The sequence below is a fragment of the Rhizobium sp. RU35A genome (assembly GCF_900156005.1).
In the GTDB taxonomy this organism is placed as follows: Bacteria; Pseudomonadota; Alphaproteobacteria; order Rhizobiales; family Rhizobiaceae; genus Neorhizobium; species Neorhizobium straminoryzae.
On sequence record NZ_FTMR01000001.1, the window covers coordinates 588,540 to 606,523 of the forward strand.

Annotated in this window: 19 protein-coding genes; 11 read left to right on the plus strand and 8 right to left on the minus strand. The window is 64.6% G+C overall.

The window, feature by feature from the left end:
• Positions 1 to 66: 66 nt before the first annotated feature.
• Both aroA and F3H95_RS03070 read right to left on the minus strand, forming a co-directional pair.
• Positions 67 to 1,338 carry a 3-phosphoshikimate 1-carboxyvinyltransferase gene (gene aroA, locus F3H95_RS03065; protein WP_149744884.1) on the minus strand — a complete coding sequence of 424 codons (1,272 nt, stop codon included), beginning with the start codon at positions 1,336 to 1,338 and terminating at the stop codon, positions 67 to 69.
• Between the two features lie 36 nt (positions 1,339 to 1,374).
• The gene (locus tag F3H95_RS03070; protein WP_149744885.1) at positions 1,375 to 1,926 is read right to left on the minus strand and encodes a LemA family protein; all 552 of its coding nucleotides are present in this window, start codon (positions 1,924 to 1,926) and stop codon (positions 1,375 to 1,377) included.
• Positions 1,927 to 2,124: 198 nt separating this feature from the next.
• Here F3H95_RS03070 and F3H95_RS03075 point away from each other — a divergent pair, with 198 nt between their 5' ends.
• The 3 genes from F3H95_RS03075 (at position 2,125) to F3H95_RS03085 (ending at position 5,391) form a co-directional block, all read left to right on the plus strand.
• The gene (locus F3H95_RS03075) at positions 2,125 to 4,137 is read left to right on the plus strand and encodes a PAS-domain containing protein (RefSeq protein ID WP_149744886.1); all 2,013 of its coding nucleotides are present in this window, start codon (positions 2,125 to 2,127) and stop codon (positions 4,135 to 4,137) included.
• A 62-nt stretch (positions 4,138 to 4,199) separates the two neighbouring features.
• Complete coding sequence (locus F3H95_RS03080; protein ID WP_143124892.1) at positions 4,200 to 4,601, plus strand: response regulator; 402 nt, start codon at positions 4,200 to 4,202, stop codon at positions 4,599 to 4,601.
• Between the two features lie 64 nt (positions 4,602 to 4,665).
• On the plus strand, positions 4,666 to 5,391 hold the full coding sequence (locus F3H95_RS03085) for a pentapeptide repeat-containing protein (protein ID WP_149744887.1): 726 nt from the start codon (positions 4,666 to 4,668) through the stop codon (positions 5,389 to 5,391).
• 40 nt (positions 5,392 to 5,431) lie between these two features.
• Here F3H95_RS03085 and F3H95_RS03090 read toward each other — a convergent pair whose 3' ends face one another.
• Positions 5,432 to 6,391 (minus strand): glycine--tRNA ligase subunit alpha, encoded by a 960-nt coding sequence (locus F3H95_RS03090; protein ID WP_149744888.1) that lies wholly within the window; start codon positions 6,389 to 6,391, stop codon positions 5,432 to 5,434.
• A gap of 277 nt (positions 6,392 to 6,668) precedes the next feature.
• Here F3H95_RS03090 and F3H95_RS03095 point away from each other — a divergent pair, with 277 nt between their 5' ends.
• Positions 6,669 to 6,947 (plus strand): hypothetical protein, encoded by a 279-nt coding sequence (locus F3H95_RS03095; protein ID WP_143124889.1) that lies wholly within the window; start codon positions 6,669 to 6,671, stop codon positions 6,945 to 6,947.
• The gene (locus F3H95_RS03100; protein WP_149744889.1) at positions 6,944 to 7,255 is read left to right on the plus strand and encodes a type II toxin-antitoxin system RelE/ParE family toxin; all 312 of its coding nucleotides are present in this window, start codon (positions 6,944 to 6,946) and stop codon (positions 7,253 to 7,255) included. The genes F3H95_RS03095 and F3H95_RS03100 overlap by 4 nt, the downstream gene beginning before the upstream one ends.
• Before the next feature lie 135 nt (positions 7,256 to 7,390).
• Here F3H95_RS03100 and F3H95_RS03105 read toward each other — a convergent pair whose 3' ends face one another.
• Both F3H95_RS03105 and F3H95_RS03110 read right to left on the minus strand, forming a co-directional pair.
• Positions 7,391 to 7,582, minus strand: a complete 192-nt coding sequence (locus F3H95_RS03105) for a hypothetical protein (RefSeq protein WP_149744890.1) — start codon at positions 7,580 to 7,582, stop codon at positions 7,391 to 7,393.
• A gap of 15 nt (positions 7,583 to 7,597) precedes the next feature.
• Positions 7,598 to 8,467 (minus strand): S49 family peptidase, encoded by an 870-nt coding sequence (locus tag F3H95_RS03110; protein ID WP_149744891.1) that lies wholly within the window; start codon positions 8,465 to 8,467, stop codon positions 7,598 to 7,600.
• A gap of 217 nt (positions 8,468 to 8,684) precedes the next feature.
• Between F3H95_RS03110 and F3H95_RS03115 the strand changes: the two genes are divergently transcribed.
• Positions 8,685 to 10,028, plus strand: a complete 1,344-nt coding sequence (locus F3H95_RS03115; protein WP_149745096.1) for an Nramp family divalent metal transporter — start codon at positions 8,685 to 8,687, stop codon at positions 10,026 to 10,028.
• A 19-nt stretch (positions 10,029 to 10,047) separates the two neighbouring features.
• Here F3H95_RS03115 and F3H95_RS03120 read toward each other — a convergent pair whose 3' ends face one another.
• Positions 10,048 to 10,812 (minus strand): methyltransferase, encoded by a 765-nt coding sequence (locus F3H95_RS03120; protein ID WP_149744892.1) that lies wholly within the window; start codon positions 10,810 to 10,812, stop codon positions 10,048 to 10,050.
• Positions 10,805 to 11,035: a DUF2007 domain-containing protein gene (locus tag F3H95_RS03125; RefSeq protein WP_143124883.1), complete on the minus strand. Its 231-nt coding sequence runs from the start codon at positions 11,033 to 11,035 to the stop codon at positions 10,805 to 10,807. The genes F3H95_RS03120 and F3H95_RS03125 overlap by 8 nt, the downstream gene beginning before the upstream one ends.
• Positions 11,036 to 11,139: 104 nt before the next feature.
• On the opposite strand from F3H95_RS03125, the gene F3H95_RS03130 reads away from it, so the two are divergent.
• The 4 genes from F3H95_RS03130 to moaB all read left to right on the plus strand — a co-directional run bounded on the left by F3H95_RS03130 (position 11,140) and on the right by moaB (position 15,819).
• A complete protein-coding gene (locus F3H95_RS03130) occupies positions 11,140 to 12,156 on the plus strand; it encodes a polyprenyl synthetase family protein (protein WP_143124882.1) in 1,017 nt (338 codons plus the stop codon).
• A gap of 146 nt (positions 12,157 to 12,302) precedes the next feature.
• Positions 12,303 to 14,357 carry a tetratricopeptide repeat protein gene (locus tag F3H95_RS03135; RefSeq protein WP_188134279.1) on the plus strand — a complete coding sequence of 685 codons (2,055 nt, stop codon included), beginning with the start codon at positions 12,303 to 12,305 and terminating at the stop codon, positions 14,355 to 14,357.
• A gap of 31 nt (positions 14,358 to 14,388) precedes the next feature.
• Positions 14,389 to 15,264 carry a 4-(cytidine 5'-diphospho)-2-C-methyl-D-erythritol kinase gene (locus F3H95_RS03140; RefSeq protein WP_149744893.1) on the plus strand — a complete coding sequence of 292 codons (876 nt, stop codon included), beginning with the start codon at positions 14,389 to 14,391 and terminating at the stop codon, positions 15,262 to 15,264.
• A 3-nt stretch (positions 15,265 to 15,267) separates the two neighbouring features.
• The gene (gene moaB / locus F3H95_RS03145) at positions 15,268 to 15,819 is read left to right on the plus strand and encodes a molybdenum cofactor biosynthesis protein B (protein WP_149744894.1); all 552 of its coding nucleotides are present in this window, start codon (positions 15,268 to 15,270) and stop codon (positions 15,817 to 15,819) included.
• 6 nt (positions 15,820 to 15,825) lie between these two features.
• Here moaB and F3H95_RS03150 read toward each other — a convergent pair whose 3' ends face one another.
• Entirely contained in the window at positions 15,826 to 16,341 is a 516-nt protein-coding gene (locus tag F3H95_RS03150; protein WP_149744895.1) for a glycosyl transferase, read from the minus strand.
• Positions 16,342 to 16,472: 131 nt separating this feature from the next.
• On the opposite strand from F3H95_RS03150, the gene F3H95_RS03155 reads away from it, so the two are divergent.
• Positions 16,473 to 17,630 (plus strand): PA0069 family radical SAM protein, encoded by a 1,158-nt coding sequence (locus F3H95_RS03155; RefSeq protein ID WP_149744896.1) that lies wholly within the window; start codon positions 16,473 to 16,475, stop codon positions 17,628 to 17,630.
• Positions 17,631 to 17,984: the final 354 nt, after the last annotated feature.

Sequence of the window (17,984 nt, forward strand, 5' to 3'; positions counted from 1 at the left end):
CCGAAAAGCAGGGTCAGCAGCAGGGCGAGCAGCAAGCCTGCCTGCGAGAGCCCCGCCCGCATGGCGTCAGGACCGGTCGAAGCCGACGCCGAGCGAGGCAAGCGCATCCCAGTACTGGGGATAGGTCTTGCCGACACAGGCCGGATCGAGAATGGTGATGCCGTCGATCTTGAGGCCGGCCAGCGCAAAGCTCATGGCGATGCGGTGATCGGCGAAGGTGTCGATCTCGGCCGGCAGATGCTGGCCGGCAAGCCCCGGATCGGAGGCGACCACGAGATCATCCCCCTCTTCCGTTGCCAGCCCCGCGCGAATGTTATTCAGGCCGGTGGAGAGCGCCCGGATGCGGTCGCATTCCTTGACGCGCAGATTGGATATCCCGACGAAACGCACGGGCGTCTCGTTGAAGGCGGCCAGCACCGCAATCGTCGGGATCGCATCCTGCATCTGGCTGCCGTCGATCACGGCCGGCATGTGCGGGAAGGCGGAAATCACCGCATGGGCGCGGGCATCGGGCTGGGTAAACGCGGCGGCCGGCGTGCCGATATCGATCGCGCCCCCCGTCAGCACTTCGGCGCCCCACAGATAGGTGGCGGCGGAGGCATCCGGCTCGATGTGGAAATCGGTCGCGGTATAGCCGGTCGGCTCGACCTTCCAGTTGGCCGCATCCAGTTGCTCCACCCTGGCGCCGAAGGCCCGCATGGCATCCAGAGTCAGGTCGACGTAACCGCGCGCACCGATCTCGGCGCCGCTGAGCGCAATCGTGACGGGCCGGTTCGCGCCCTTCGGTGCGAGCGGCGCGGCCATCAGCAGGGCCGACACATACTGGCTGGAGAGGTTCGCATCGATCTCGACGCGGCCGGTGCCGAAATGGCCATTGCCCTTGACCGTCACCGGCGGGCAGCCGGTCGGCGCATCCGCCGCAATGCCGAGCGAGCGCAGGGCAACGACCAGCGGGCCGATCGGCCGCTTGCGCATGTGCTCGTCGCCATCGACCACCACGGTGCCGTCAACGCTGGCGACGGCCGCCGTGAGGAAACGGGTCGCGGTGCCGGCATTGCCGAGGAAGAGCGGCGCGGCGGGCGCCTTCAGTTCGCCGGTGCCCGTCACCACGAAGGTGGTCGCATCCGGTTCTTCCACCGTCACGCCCATGGCGCGCAGCGCCTCCGCCATGTAGCGGGTGTCATCGCTCTTCAGCGCGCCCGTCAGGCGGCTGGTGCCGCGGGCAAGACCGGCCAGCAGCAGGGCGCGGTTGGTGATGGACTTGGAACCCGGCGGGCTGACACGGCCCTTCAGGGGCGCGGTCACCGGGTGCATGGTCAGTTTGTCAGTGGTGGTCATGTCGATCTCGGCTGGCGCCGGGCGGCGCGAAAAACATCAGAACCTGACGGTCGGTACCGCACGGTCCGCCTCGTTGGCAATCTCGAAATAGGGCTTCTTGCCGAAACCGAACTGGCCGGCAATCAGATTGGAGGGAAAACTTTCCACCTTCACGTTCAGCGCGCGGGCGGCACCGTTGTAATAGCGGCGGGACATCTGGATCTCGCCCTCCACCCGCTCCAGCGCACGCTGCAGTTCGGCGAAATTCTCGTTCGCCTTCAAGTCCGGGTAGGATTCAGACACGGCCAGCAGCCGGCCGAGCGCCTGCCCCAGCAGGCTTTCGGCCTGGATGCGGCCAGCCACATCGCCGGTGGGCACGGCCTGGGCCCTGTTGCGCAGGTCCACCACGGCCTGCAGCGTGGTTTTCTCGTGATTGGCATATCCCTTCACCGTCTCGATCAGGTTCGGGATCAGATCGGCGCGGCGCTTCAGCTGCACGTCGATGCCCGACCACGCCTCCTCCACCATCTGACGCGACGACACGAGACCATTGTAAGTAAAGATGACGTAGAGCACGGCAACCGCCAGGACGGCGAGTGCAATATACATGACATTTCCCCCTCATTCTTGGGCGGCTGAACCCTACTGCTTTCGATAGGGCGTGTCATGCCCGTTCGGCAGCCCCGACGCCTCCAAGACCTTAACCTTTCGTAACCCCCCTCCTTCAAATGTAACCTTTTGCGTGCGCGTCAAGTTAAGTCCGAGGCAGTAGCATCAGATTTCGGGACAATCATCGCGGAGACTGGCATGCCGCAAAAGACCTGGACCAAGCTGCCACCCTGGGCCCTCCTGGCCTGCCGTGACATTCTGAGGGCCGCGACCGCCAATCGCCGCCTGGTGGACATCCTCAACGAGATCACCGACATCATCACCGGGCTTTCCGACCTCGATCTGGCACCGAGCGCGGCCCTTTACATCGGCGAATGCGGCCAGGAAGGCCATCGGCTGCTCTACCATCGCCACAGCGATGATCTGATCTTTCCGCTCGTCATCGATCCCGAAAACATCAGCGACAGTTTTCCGCAGGGCTTTGGCCGCGCCAGCTTCTACCCGGTGCCGCTGGTCATCGGCGAGGGCGAACGCAGCATCGGCAGCGCGCTGTTCTTCGGCCGCACCGCCAAGCGCATGAGCGCACAGAAGCAGACCATCCTGATGGCGCTGGCGCAGGAGATCGCCCGCATCATCATCAATCGCGGCGGCCCGAGCGGCACCCTGATCGATCTCGTCGAACTCTCTACCGACGAGATCTACATCTTCGATCCGCTGAGCCTTGCCATCGTGCGGGCCAACCACACGGCCAGCATCCGCACCGGCCACAGCCTGGAAACCCTGTCGCGGATGACACCGGCGGCGCTGAAGGTGGAGATGAGCGAGGCCGCCTACCGGGCCCAGATCGAACCGCTGCTGAGCGGCCGTTGCACCAGCATCTGCTTCGACGCCCGCCACCGGCGGCGCAACGGCACCGTCTATCCCGTCAAGGTGCAGGCCTGGCGCATCCGCAGCGACGAAGGCGACTTCTATGCCGAGGTGGCGGTGACGACCGCCGACCAGCGCAAGGCCTTCGGCCTGCTGGAACAGGTGTTCGACGCCATTCCCGGCGGCATCGGCGTGTTCGACAAGCGCTCGCGCCTTTTGATGGCGAACCGTCGGCTCTACGACCTCATGAACATTCCGCCGGAGCAGTTCCCGCCCGGTTCCCGCTTCGAGGACATCCTGCGCTACAACGCGACGCGTGGCGAATATGGCGATGGCAACGTGGAGGCCATGGTGCGCGAGCGGGTGGAGCAGGCCGAACTCGGCCTTCCCTACAGTTTCGAGCGCGAACGGGCGAGCGGCAAGGTGCTGGCGGTGCGCTCCGAACCCTTGAGCGGCGGCGGCTATGTGCTGAGCTACACCGACATCACGCTGCGCAAGCGCGCAGAAAAGGAACTGATCCGGGACCGCGACGAGCTGGAGGCGACCGTGCGCCAGCGCACGGCCGAGATCGCCGCGCAGGCAGCTGCACTGGAAGAGGCGCTGAAACAGGAAAAGACCATCAATGCCATGCAGCGCCAGTTCGTGGCGATGACCAGCCACGAATTCCGCACGCCGCTTGCCATCATCGACGGTGCGGCCCAGCGGCTGATGCGCAAGAAGGGCGGCATCGAACCGGACTTCCTGGTCGACAAGACGCACCAGATCCGCGCCGCCGTGATGCGCATGGTGGACCTGATGGAGAGCATTCTTTCGGCCGGCCGCATCGATACCGGCCGCATGGAACTGACGCTGGTCGACTGTTCGCTGAAGAAACTGATCGAGCAGGCCATCCACCGCCAGCGGATGTTTTCCCAGAACCATCGCTTCCAGGGCTTTCTGGAGGATCTGCCGGATGTAATCCGCTGCGATGCGCTGGCGATCTCGCAGGTGGTGACCAACCTGCTCGGCAATGCCGTGAAATATGCGCCACGCGCGCCCGACGTGACGATCCGCGGCTGGCGCGAGGGGGAATTCGCAATGATTTCGGTGCAGGATCAGGGCGTCGGTATCGATGCGGACGACATTCCGAAGCTGTTCCAGCCCTATTTCCGCGCCCGCACCTCCACCGGCATTGCCGGCACCGGCATCGGGCTCTCGCTGGTCAAGCAGGTGGTGACGCTGCATGGCGGCGATATTGTCCTGCAAAGCCGGCGCGGGCATGGCTCCACCTTCACCATCCGGCTGCCGATCCGCGGTCCGGTCACGGTGGGCACCAGCCTGCAACTGGAGGAAAAGGCACTCTGAACAGCAACCGCCAGACTCAAGACGTGACAGACTGAAGCCAACCACACGCAAAGGAAAAGCAGATGATCACCGTTCTGTGCGTTGAAGACGAAAAAGACGTCCGCGAACTGATCGTGGAGGAACTGGAAGAGGCCGGCATGCATGTGCTGCAGGCGGAAAACGGCAAGGAAGGCCTGGAGACAATCCTGGAGCAGCGCCCGGACATCGTGATCTCCGACATCACCATGCCGGAAATGGACGGCATTGCCATGCTGGGCGAGTTGCAGATCAACTATCCGCAATTCTCCAACATGCCCTTCATTTTCCTGACCGCGCTGGCCGACCGCGAGAAGATGATCGAGGGCCTTGGCGCCGGCGCCGAAAGCTATCTCACCAAGCCGATCGATTTCGACGTGCTGATGGCCAAGATCCACGGGCTGGTGGTGCGCATCGAAAATCGCGTGGCGGCCGGGCTGGAGTTCTGAAGAGCCAGTCCGTGACATGCCGCCTCCCGTTCCGCTATGAAGGCAGGGAACGGAGGAGACGGGGATGCAGGCACTGCTCGATGCCATCCGAAACAGGGAGCCTGTCAGCGGCATGCGCTTTGACGGGGAGGAACTGCAGGAGGCCGACCTCTGCGAGGCGGAATTTCGCGCCTGCCGGTTTTCCAACTGTCGTTTCGACGAGGCGATACTTCGCCGTGTGAAATTCGTCGGCTGCATCTTCGAGCATTGCAGCTTTCGCAACAGCGTGATCGAGGACTGCATTTTCTCGGAGGGCGAGACCGGCACGCAGTGGCGCTATTGCGATCTCTCCAAGGCAGAGATCCGCCGCAGCAATCTCAGCCTCAACACCATGATCGGCAGCACAGCCTATCTGACTGCCTTTGCCGACTGCGCGCTTTCAGGCGCGAAACTCGATCTCGACACGCAGCGCAAGATCCGCACGCAGGTGATCGCCGGCGGCGTGCAGTTTATGAAATGCAAGCTGCAATATGCCGTTTTCGCCGCTGCGGATTTTCAGGAAAGCGTGTTCGAAAGCTCCGATCTGCGCGACTGCTCGCTTTCGGGCAGCAATCTGCGGCATGCCAGCTTTCGCGGCTCGAGCCTCCACAACATCGATCTTGCCGGAGCAACGCTCGACCATGCGGATCTTTCGCATGCGAGCTTCGACGATTTCGACCTGACCTCGCTTGCATCCTTCCGCGCCACGATCGTGACGCGCGACCAGCACGAGGCGCTGCTCGCCTCGCTCGGCCTCGTCACCGCAGACTGAACGGAAAACCCCGGCAGGACCCCGCCGGGGCTCACGAGCGTCAGGCCGCGCTTTTGTCGATGTTGATGCCGCCGGCATCGGTCAGCAGGAAGGCCTCGCCACAGGCCTTGGCGAGCGTGCGAACCTTGAGAATGTAGCTCTGGCGTTCCGTGACCGAGATCACGCCGCGCGCATCGAGAAGGTTGAAGACGTGGGAGGCCTTGATGCACTGGTCATAGGCCGGGAAGACGCATTTGTGCAGGCGCTGGTTGGCATTGTCGCCCGGCGCGCCGGCCGCCAGAAGTGCGGCACATTCGCGCTCGGCATCCTCGAAATGGCGCAGCAGCATCTCGGTATTGGCGAATTCGAAGTTGTGGCGGGAATATTCCTGCTCGGCCTGCAGGAAGACGTCGCCATAGGAAATCTTTTCCTCGCCCTCGCGGCCGTTGAAGTTGAGGTCGTAGACATTGTCGACGCCCTGCACATACATGGCCAGACGCTCCAGACCATAGGTCAACTCGCCCGCGACCGGCGAGCATTCGATGCCGCAGACCTGCTGGAAGTAGGTGAACTGCGAGACTTCCATGCCGTCGCACCAGCATTCCCAGCCAAGGCCCCAGGCGCCGAGCGTCGGGCTTTCCCAGTCGTCCTCGACAAACCGGATGTCGTGCAGCAGCGGATCGAGACCGATGGCGGCGAGCGAGCCGAGATAAAGCTCCTGCAGGTTGGACGGGTTCGGCTTCAGGATCACCTGATACTGGTAGTAGTGCTGCAACCGGTTCGGATTTTCGCCGTAGCGACCATCGGACGGACGGCGCGAGGGCTGCACATAGGCAGCCTTCCACGGCTTCGGCCCAAGCGCGCGCAGCGTGGTGGCCGGATGAAAGGTGCCGGCGCCCACTTCCATGTCATAGGGCTGCAGCACCGCGCAGCCCTTGTCGGCCCAGTAATTGTGCAGCGTCAGGATCAGCGCCTGGAAGGAGCGCTTGGGGTCCATGTGCGGGGCAAGAGACGTGGTCATGGCAATGTCCGGCCTGTTTTATGAAACGTGCGCCGTCTGGTGCCACGGCGGGCCGGAAGGGTCAAGCAGGGTCACGCATTCTCGCTGCGCCCGGCACATCCTCACGGTCTGGCAAGACCGTATCTCGGACCTTCCAGCGTCTCTGTGTCGTACCGTGCCAGAAAACCGCTCGCAAAGAGCCGCAGGGCAGCAGCCCTCCCCCGGGTCGGTTCAGATCACAGGGGCGACAGCGAAGCGATTTTCGCCTAGACTGGCCGTCTTCCGGCGAGGGCCCGACATGAACGTGAAAACCACCATCGAACTGCCCGAACATCTGCTGCGCCATGCCGAACGGCTGGTGGCGGAAGGCCGCTATCCCTCGATCGACAGCGTGCTGACCGACAGCATGGAACGGATGCTCGGCGAACAGGACGCCGAAGATCCGCTGACCGACATGGCCGAGGAGATTCGCCGCCGCGCCGCCTTGCCGGCGGATCAGTGGGTGACCTGGGATGGCTCTTCTGTGGCCGCACGCATCAAAGCACGGCTGGACGAGAAGTACGGCTCCCCAGAATGAGTTACCATGTCGTTAGCCATCCTCAGGTGGAGCAGGATATCTTCGACATCGTGGATTACATCGTCTCCTTTGCAGGGCTTGCAAGCGCCAGAAAGGCAACCGACGACATTACCGGCTTCATCACCAGGCTCGGCGATTTTCCAAAGATTGGCAGTCTGCGCCATGACATCCGGCCCGGACTACGCGCCGTTGCTGTGCGCGAGGCCGTGATCTGCTTCGTCGTAGACGATGAGACGGCGACCGTCACGATCCTCTGCGTCGGCTTCGCCAGCAGTGACTGGATGAGGCGCGTCAAAGACCGTAGCTGATGAGGTTTATGACACCCGCACGTCCCGGCCGTGCTCCAGCGCATTGCTTCTCTCGCCATCCCGCAGAAAAGCCGCCTCACGATCCTGGCTGGAACACGACGCCTTCGGCCACGATCGATCTGAACCAAAGAACCGCTATTCCTCTTCCCGCTGCACGCGATATTCGCCGGTCGCCGGATCCTTCACCAGCGTGCCGATGGCGCCGGTCTGGCGCTCGCGTTCCTGCTCGCGCCGCCGACGCGCCAGTTTTTCGGCGTCGGCCACGAACTTGCGATAGAGAAGCCATCCGCCGCCGGCCACGATGGCGATAAACAGAAGCTGCGGCATGAGACCTCCCCGCGATCAGAGCCCGTAACGGCTCCACAATGCCCGGTCTTCGAGGGTCGCGGCAAGCCCTGCGGCGGCCGATGCGGCAATCTCGCCACCGCGATCAGCACCGCCGAAGAGGACGCCCGGCACGCGGCGGCCGAACAGGCCGCGGCTGGCGCCCACCAGTTCCAGCCGGGTCTTCGGCCCGTAGCGGCGCTTCAGAACCTCGCGCATTTCGCCGATACCATCGACGAGCCCGAGATCGACGCCGCGCAGACCCGTCCAGAACAGGCCGGAAAAGATCGTCGCATCATCGGCCAGCCGCTCGCCGCGGCGCATCTTCACCATGTCGATGAAGATCTTGTGGATCTCGAACTGAAGCGTCTTCAGGTATTCGATGTCGCCTTCCTTCTCAGGCTGGAAGGGGTCGAGGATCACCTTGTTCTCGCCGGCGGTATAGACGCGGCGCTCCACGCCGATCTTCTTCAAGAGTTCGGGAAAGCCGAAGCCACCGGACACCACGCCGATCGAACCGACGATGGAAGTCGGATCGACCAGGATCTCGTCGCCGGCGAGCGCGATCATGTAGCCGCCGGAGGCCGCGACATCCTCGACAAACACCAGCACGCGCTTGTTCTTCTCCTCCGCCAGCGCCCGGATGCGCTGGTAGATCAGCCGCGACTGGACGGGCGAACCGCCCGGAGAATTGATGGAGATCGCCACGACCGGCGCATCCTTGCGCGAGAAGGCCCGTTCGAGGGACCCCGCCACATTGGCAAGGTTGAGTGCCGGACGAAACTGGCTACCGCCGGCCATGATCGTGCCATGCAGTCGAACCACGGGAATGGTGACACCTTCCTTGCGCAGCCGCTTCGGTATCCACCGCGTCCAGAACCCTGCCATGTCGTCTCCTGCATCAACCTGTTTGCGGAGATGTATGCAATGGAACGGCGGGCGCAATGGCCGCCGTCATAAATTCCGCGTCAGCGGCAACCCGAACCGCCCGGAGCAACCTTGGTACGAAGAAGCTCACGCTTGCCGAACGAATTGCGAGAAAATGCTATTGCGAATGAGTTGCATTAATGATTGTCTGACCATGAGACAGAATTCGGAGGCGGACATGGATCAGGCGGCAGGCGGCAGAGGCTGGCGCGAAGACGCGGGCGAACCGGCGCTGTCGGATGTGCATGGCTCGATCCGGGTGCGGCGGCACGGGCCGGGCTGGCGCAAGGCGCTCTCCTTCATCGGCCCCGGCTATCTGGTGGCGGTCGGCTACATGGACCCCGGCAACTGGGCGACCTCGCTCGCCGGCGGCTCGCAATTCGGCTATACGCTGCTCTTCGTGGTGCTCACCTCCAGCCTGATGGCCATGCTGCTGCAGGCGCTGGCCGCACGGCTGGCAATCGCCACCGGCCGCGACCTTGCCCGCGCCTGCCGCGACAGCTATCCGCGCCCCGTCACCATCGCGCTCTGGCTGCTGGCGGAGATCGCCATCGTCGCGACCGACATTGCCGAGGTGATCGGCACGGCCATCGGCATCCAGCTCGTGTTCGGCATTCCGCTGGAAGCCGGCGTGCTGATCACCGCGCTCGACGTTTTCCTGGTCCTGATGCTGCAGAAGCTCGGCTTCCGCTGGATCGAAGCCTTCGTGATCGCGCTGACGGCAATCATCGGCACCTGTTTCGGCATCCAGCTGTTTCTGGCGCAACCGGACTGGGCCGGCGTAGGACTGGGTTTCCTGCCCTCCGGCGGCATCGTGCAGAATCCGGAGATGCTCTACATCGCCATCGGCATCATCGGCGCCACCGTGATGCCCCACAATCTCTATCTGCATTCCGGCATCCTGCAGACGCGTCAGCTGCCTGAGGATACGGCCGGCAAGCGCGAGGCGCTGCGCTACAGCACGCTGGATTCGACCGTGGCGCTCTCCTTCGCGCTGCTGGTCAATGCGGCAATCCTGATCCTCGCCGCTGCCGCCTTCCATGCACATGGCAAAACCGATGTGGCCGAACTCGGCGATGCGCACACATTGCTCGCCCCCCTTCTCGGCAGCGCGCTGGCGCCGGTGCTGTTCGGCGTGGCGCTGTTGTGCAGCGGCCTGAATTCCACCACCACCGCGACGCTGGCCGGCCAGATCGTCATGGAAGGCTTCGTCAGGCTGAAGGTCAGACCCTGGGTCAGGCGACTGGCGACGCGGGCGCTTGCCATCGTGCCCGCCGCTCTCGTGGCGCTCTGGTATGGCGAGAAGGGCACCGCCGAGCTGCTGATCCTCAGCCAGGTGGTGCTGAGCCTGCAATTGCCCTTCGCGATCTTTCCGCTGGTCTTCTTCACCGCCAGCCGCGACAAGATGGGCGCGCTTGCCGCCCCCCGCTGGGTCACGCTCGCAGCACTTTCGATTGCCGTGCTGATCACCGGGCTGAACGTGAAGCTGGTGGCCGATGTGCTTTCGGGCGCCGGCGGCTGAAAGCCCGGAAATCGACCGGTCAGCGGCGCGGATAGGCCGTTCGGCCGTTGTTCAGGTCATCCACGAAGTCCGTGAAGGCGTGGCCTTCCTGCGCATGCATGACGAGCGGCGCACGCCATTTCAGCCGGGCGCGCGAGCCCTTGATCGCGGTGACGAGCAGGCGGATCGCATCCTCGCCAGGGCGCGGATGGATCGCCGTCAGTTCCAGCCCGCCAAAACGCCGGCCGCAGGCGGCAAGGATCTCGCCGACCGATTCCGGCCGCGCGATCAGCGACAATTGCCCGCCCGGCACCATGATCGCACCAGCGGTGCGCACCCAGCCCTCGAACAGGTCTTCCGTCATCGCATGCGCTTCCGCCTTCAGCGCATCCGGCGTGCGCCGGTCGCGCCCGTCATTGAAGGGCGGGTTCATGATGACGTGGTGGAAATGATCGTCGGGCAGGCCGGCCGCGACGCGCACCCTGCCCTTCAGCGTCACATCCGCCTCCACCACCTGCACGCGGTCCGCGAGGAACGCGTTTTCGGCAAGCTGCAGGGTGCGGCGCGCATAGTCGGCCATCAGCGGCGAGCGCTCCACCAGCGTCACCTCGGCACGGGGCAGCCGCGCGGCCACGCCAAGACCGGCCGCACCCGCGCCGGCGCCGAGGTCGGCCACCCGCACCGGCCGCTCGTCCGCCACCAGTGCTGCGAGCATCATGGCATCCATGCCGGCCCGGTGGCCGCCATTCTTCGGCTGCAGCAGGTGGAAGCGGCCACGATGGAAGGCGTCCAGCGTGTCAGTCATCGCCATCCCTCAGCTCGGCGCCGAGCCCGGCATCGAAGAGCAGCCGACGTGCCGCCGGCTCCCTCTCCGTCTCCACCAGAAGGCGGCGCGGCAGGAGGCCGAGCGAACCTTCGAGTATGCTCATGGACTGATCGGCCACCAGGCAGGGAATGCCGGCATCCTTCAGCAGGCTCGCCGCGTAGGAGAGCAGGACCGCGTCATTGGCGCGGATCAGTTCTTTCATGGGGCAAACCCCCTCAAATCTAGGTCATAATTCCGTTTGCCCCTTGCCGGGCCATGCGCCCCTTTCTATTGTCCGGCACAAATTTTGAACAGGAGGCCATTTCATTGGGCGTCGTTATTCCGCTCGAAGAGGGCAAAAACAAGCAGGCATCCGTCAAGCCGCTGGTCGATCTGACGAAGGCGGACATGGATCGGGTCAACCAGCTGATCCTGTCGAAGGCCGGATCTGATGTGCAGATGATCCCGGAGGTCGCCAATCACCTGATCTCGTCGGGGGGCAAAAGGCTTCGCCCGATGCTGACGCTGGCGGCAGCCCAGATGTTCGGCTACGAGGGCGAGGGCCATATCCGGCTGGCGACCAGCGTGGAATTCATGCACACCGCAACGCTGCTGCATGACGATGTGGTGGACGAAAGCGACATGCGCCGCGGCAAGTCCACCGCCCGCATGATCTGGGGCAACCAGGCCAGCGTTCTGGTGGGCGACTTCCTGCTCGGCCAGGCCTTCAAGATGATGGTCGATGTCGGGTCGCTGGACGCGCTTGACGTGCTTGCCTCCGCAGCCGCCGTGATTGCCGAAGGCGAGGTGCTGCAGCTCTCGGTCGCCAAGAACATGGAAACGACGGAGGATGACTATCTGGCCGTCATCCGCGCCAAGACGGCAGCCCTGTTTGCCGCCGCAGCGGAAGTGGGGCCGATCATCGCGGCCACCGACAAGGCCACCCGCGGCGCGCTGAAATCCTATGGCATGAACCTCGGCCTCGCCTTCCAGCTGGTCGATGACGTGCTGGATTACGGTGGCAAGGCTGCCGATCTCGGCAAGAATGTCGGCGACGATTTCCGCGAAGGCAAGATCACGCTGCCGGTCATCCTCTCCTATCGTCGCGGCACGGCCGACGAACGCGCCTTCTGGAAAACGGCGATCGAACAGGGCGAGAGCACCGACGAGAACCTGGCGCGCGCCCTGACCCTGATCGGCAAGTACAATGGCCTCGGCGACACCATTGCGCGGGCCAAGCATTACGGCACGATCGCGCGCGATGCGCTGTCGCCGTTGCCGGAATCGGCCCACAAGGCCGCGCTGATGGAAGTGATCGACTTCTGCATCGAGCGCGTAAACTGAGCATTGCGGGGGGCTTTTGATCCCCCGCGGCAACGGCGAGATTCTTGCGGAGCTGCTCTAAAAAAGCCATTCTGTGGTGAATCATCGGCCGAGGATTCCCATGGCAGCCACAGTGCTGCCGACAGCTTTTCATGAGAGGCACCTTCATGCGGCAGAAACTCGCCCATCGTCTGCTTTCCAGCGCGGCCTTCGGCGCCGTGCTTCTGCTGGCGACGGCAACGCCTCATCTGGCCGGAGCACAGGACCAGACGCAGCAACCTGCCGTCACCCAGCCCGTCGCCGCACCCGCCAATGATCCGGTAACCGAAGAGCCCGCCTTCGACGCCAGCCGCGTGAACAGTTTTTCAGGCGCCTTCCTGGCTGCCCGCACGGCCGATGTCGACCATGACTACGCAACAGCCATCGCGCTTTACCGCAAGGCGCTCGATTTCGACCCGGCCAATCTCGACATCCGCGAACGGCTGATGATCTCGCTCCTGATGAACGGCGAATTCGACGAGAGCCTGAAGCAGGTGGATGCGCTGAAGGAAGACACCTCGGTGGAGCGCATCACCAAGATCGTGCGCGGCCTCGATGCCATCCGCAAGGGCGATTATCCGGAAGCCGAGAAGGTGCTGGCCTACAAGGGCCTGAACGATCTCGACCGGCTGACGCAGGCGCTGATATCCGCCTGGGCCAAGGTTGGCGCCGGCAAGGGCAAGGACGCCATCAGCCTCGTCAAGGGTCTCAAGGGGCCGGACTGGTTCAAGGTGTTCACCGATTACCAGATCGGCAGCATGGCGCTGATGTCCGGCGACGATGCCACCGCCCGGACCTATCTGAAGGCGGCGATCACCAGCGAGGAAGGTGTGGCCACCACGCCGGATACCTTCATGCGCGCCGTGATGGCGCTCGCCCGGATGGAAGCCGCCGATGGCCGCAAGCAGCAGGCGCTCGATGCCATTTCCGTGGCCGAGCGGCTGGTGACCAACTACGCGCCGCTGAAGGCGCTGCGCCAGAGCATCGAAAAGGGCGAGAAGCCCGAGCAGCAGGTGACCAATGCCGTGGAAGGCGCTGCCAGCGTGCTGTTTTCCGTCGGCAGCGCGCTGAACCGCCAGGGCGCGGAGGAAATGGTCTCGCTCTATCTACAAATGTCGCATGCACTCGATCCGAAGAGCGCCGACACGCTGATCCTGCTTGGCGGCATTGCCGAGAAGCTGGAGCAGCCGAAGCAGGCAATCGAGCTGTACGGCCGGGTGCCGGAAGGCTCTCCCATGCGCCGCATTTCCGAGCTGCAGCTTGGCCTGACGCTGGCCCAGTCCGGCGATGTGGCCGGGGCGCGCCAGCACCTGCAGTCCCTGATCGCCTCCGACCCGACCGACCTTCGCAGCTACATCGCCTATGGCAGCGTTCTCTCCGATGCCAAGGACTATGCGGAAATGGCGCGCAACTACGACCGCGCCGTCGACGTGGTCGGCCCCGTGCCGCGCCAGTCCGACTGGTCGATCTTCTTCCAGCGCGGCATTGCCTATGAACGGTTGAAGGAATGGGACAAGGCGGAACCGAATTTCCGCAAGGCGCTGGAGCTCAATCCGGACCAGCCCTCGGTTCTCAACTATCTCGGCTATTCCTGGGTCGACATGAACCGCAATCTCGACGAGGGCCTGGAGATGATCCGCAAGGCCGTCGAGCTGCGTCCCGATGACGGCTACATCGTCGATTCGCTCGGCTGGGCCTATTATCGTCTCGGCCGCTACGACGAGGCGGTGGAAGAGCTGGAGCGAGCCGTGGAACTGCGCGCCGGCGATGCCGCGATCAACGACCATCTGGGCGATGCCTACTGGCGCGTGGGCCGCAAGCTCGAGGCAAAATACCAGTGGCAGCGCGCGCTGACCATGAAGCCGGAGCTGACGGAAATTCCGAAGATCGAGCAGAAGATCCGCGAGGGTCTTGCCGATGCCGGCCCGCCGCCGGTGAAGACCGCCATGGCCTCGCCTGCGGCGACCGCACCTGCCGTTGCCGCGCAGCAGGATGCGACAAGCGACGCAAAGCCCTCCAACTACACGGTCAATGACGGCGACACGCTGTGGAAGATTGCGGTGGAGCAGCTCGGCGACGGCGACCGGTTCCGCGAGTTGATCCGGGCCAATCCGGCGCTTCGTCGCAACCCGGACCGGCTGTTCCCGGGCCAGGTGCTGGAACTGCCGGGCCCTGCCAACTGAGACCCTTCGACCAGAGTGACATCCTGAGGCAATGACAGGCAGCATCCGCGAAACGGCGCCGGCCAAGATCAATCTGGCGCTGCACGTCACCGGCCGCCGGGCGGATGGCTATCATCTGCTCGACAGCCTGGTGACCTTTGCCACCGACGGCGACGGACTGCATCTGAGCCCGGCTTCTGAGGACAGCTTTCGCGTGACGGGCCGGTTCGGCGCGCTGCTCGGCGCGGGAGAGGACAATCTCGTTATTCGCGCGCGCGACCTTTTGCGCACAGCCGTTCGGTCCACCGGCCACGCGACGCCGCCGGTGGAGATCACGCTCGACAAGGCGCTGCCCATCGCCTCCGGCATCGGCGGCGGATCGGCGGATGCGGCGGCAACCCTGCGCGGTCTTTGCCGCCTCTGGAATATCCGCCTGCCGGACGACGCCATGAAGGCACTGGCGCTGTCGCTGGGGGCCGATGTGCCGATGTGTCTTGCCAGCCGGCCCGCTCTGGCGCGCGGCATCGGCGAGGAGCTGACCCCCGTTCCGGCTCTCCCGAGTCTCGCGCTGGTGCTGGTCAATCCGCTGGTCTCGGTCTCGACGCCGGAGATCTTTCGCCGTCTGGAGCGGCGCGACAACGATCCGATGCCGCCGCTGCCCGTCGATCGGCAGGCCGACTGGACGGCTTTCCTCGCCAGCCAGCGCAACGATCTCGAGCCGCCGGCCCGCGCCTTGGTCGATGAAATCGTCACGGTGTCCGGCGCGCTTGCGGCCAGCGGAGCGTCACTGGTGCGGATGTCCGGCTCCGGCGCCACCTGCTTCGGCCTCTATGCGGCACCCGCCGAGGCGGAGCGTGCCGCCCGCAGGCTGACGGAACAGCATCCGCTCTGGTATGTTCAGCCAACGAGCACCGTTTGCGGAGAGTGAGTGATGAACCGTCTCGATGAAAGCCGCCCCTTCATTCCGGTCGGCATTGCCGTGCTGACGGTGTCGGACACACGGACCCTCGCCGACGACCGCTCCGGCGATACGCTGGTGGCGCGCATTGCCGAGGCCGGCCACCGGCTGGTGACGCGCGCCATCGTGCCGGATGATCGCGAGGCCATTTTCGAGACCGTGCGCAACTGGACGCTGGCGGACGGGATCGACGTGGTGATCACGACAGGCGGAACCGGCTTTACCGGCCGCGACGTGACGCCCGAAGCACTGGAGCCGCTGTTCGAGAAGCGGATGGACGGCTTTTCCGAGGTGTTCCACCGCATCTCCTACGACAAGATCGGCACCTCGACGATCCAGTCGCGCGCGACGGGCGGTGTTGCCAACGCCACCTTCATCTTCGTGCTGCCGGGATCGCCCGGCGCCTGCAAGGATGCCTGGGACGGCATTCTGAAAGCCCAGCTCGACTACCGGCACATGCCCTGCAATTTCGTGGAGATCATGCCGCGGCTGGACGAACACCTGCGGCGCGGTGGCAAGGGCTGAACAGCCTCAACTGCGGGCCGCCCAGGCCGGCACCATTTCGCTCACCAGCCGAAAGGCGCGCGTCTGACTTCTCGCAAGATCGGCAAGCCCCATGCCGGCGCGCGTTCGCGCCAGGGCTTCCGCCTTCTGCACGACAAGGCCGTGCTCCAGCGGCGCCGGCCGCGTGACAAGCCGCGCCACCAGCGAACGGCGGTGATTGCGGGACGGCGAAAAGCGGGCCGCCTGACGGTTCATCGCCATGTGTTCGGCCACCTCGTCGATCCAGCCGATCTGCGGGCGGGCGCCGGGCTCGATCAGCAGCAGCCATTCGCCGCGGGTAGCACGCAACACGTCGTCAAGCCGCCAGTCCACATGGAAACGGCAGCCGGCGGCATCCGCGACCCTTGACGAGGCATCCTGCGAGCCGCGATCGAGCACGCTGACATCGCTGACGAGACCTTCCACGGCACCCGCGACCAGCACGGACAGGGTCTGCGCCAGCTCGGTTTCCTGATCTTTGCATTCCATCAGCACACTCAGCATGTCTCCTGCTTTATCGCATCGCAGCAGGAATTGCCACAAAGCCGTCATGCCGAATTTGTTCTTGCAATGTTCTCTTTTCTGCCCTACCAATAGAGCCACGGTGATCGCTGGATCGGCCGCAGGAGTTTCCCATGAACGAGCTGTCCCATTTGCGGCAGGACGCCCTTGCGCCTGCCCACACGGCGGATATTGCCGATGCCCTGGTGCAATCCTCGGGGCTCAGGATCGACATCGACCGGCGGCGCGGGCGCGGCGCGGGGCTGAACCCCAGCGGTCGTTTCGAGAGCGAACGGCGCGAGGTCTTTGACGACGGCTGGCAGACGCTGGAGGAGCTGGAGCCCTTCCGCACCGAGGTGCAGGTGGAAAAGCCGCGGACAATCATCACGCGCAACGAATCTCCCGACATTCCCTTCGACCGCTCGGTGACCCCCTATCGCGGCTGCGAGCATGGCTGCATCTATTGCTTTGCACGCCCCACTCACAGCTATATGGGCCTTTCGGCGGGCCTGGACTTCGAGGCAAAACTGTTTGCCAAGCCGGATGCGCCGAGACTGCTGGAGCGGGAACTCAGCCGGCAGGACTACAAGGTCCGGACGATCGCCATCGGCACCAATACCGACCCCTACCAGCCGATCGAGCGCGAATGGCGAGTGATGCGGCAGATGCTGGAGGTTCTCGCCAAGGCCGGCCATCCGGTGATGATCGTGACGAAATCGGCGCTGGTGACGCGCGACATCGATATTCTCTCGGCGATGGCGGCCAAGGGGCTCGCCAAGGTAGGTATTTCGGTGACGACTCTGGACCGCAAGCTGGCCCGCAGCATGGAGCCGCGCGCGGCAACGCCGACACGGCGGCTGGAAGCGATCCGGCAGCTGACCGAGGCCGGTATCCCGACCAGCGTTCTGGTGGCCCCCGTCATCCCGGCGCTGAACGACCACGAGATCGAACGCATCCTTGACGCCGCCAGGGCTGCGGGCGCGACGGAAGCAAGCTACGTGCTGCTGCGCCTGCCGCTGGAGGTAAGCCCCCTCTTCCGCGACTGGCTGTTGCGCCATTATCCGGACCGCTATCGCCATGTGATGTCGCTGGTGCGCTCCATGCGCGGCGGCAAGGATTACGACGCCGAGTTCGGCAAGCGCATGAAGGGTGCCGGTCCCTATGCCTGGCAGATCTCGCGGCGCTTTGAACTGGCCACCAAGCGCCTCGGCCTCGGCCGCCGCGGCATGCCACTGCGCGACGACCTGTTCGTGCCGCCGGCGGGCGGCGGCGTGCAGCTGTCGCTGCTCTGATGGAGGCATTCGCGCCTCGTGTTGGGCGCAGGCAGCGGGCAAGCAGGGCATCGCGCCGGAGGGACATAAGGTGGTGGCGGATCATGCCGTCTCCCCCCAGCCTCGGAGGGGGAAATCCCAGACAACGTGGCGTTCTCATCCCGGCTGCCCATGCTCTGAAGTGACCGAGACGGCGGCCAGGCCTGGAACACACAGATAAAGGTGCGTCAGCGGTTTGGGTTCGGACTGCGCGACAACAGAGAATGGAGCCTTTCGTGTCATCCCGCTGTCACCGAACGGCTCTGGAATGAATGAGACCAAAGGTCTTCGGCACGGTCCACCGCCTCATCCGTGCCGGAACACCCCGGCCCGCCT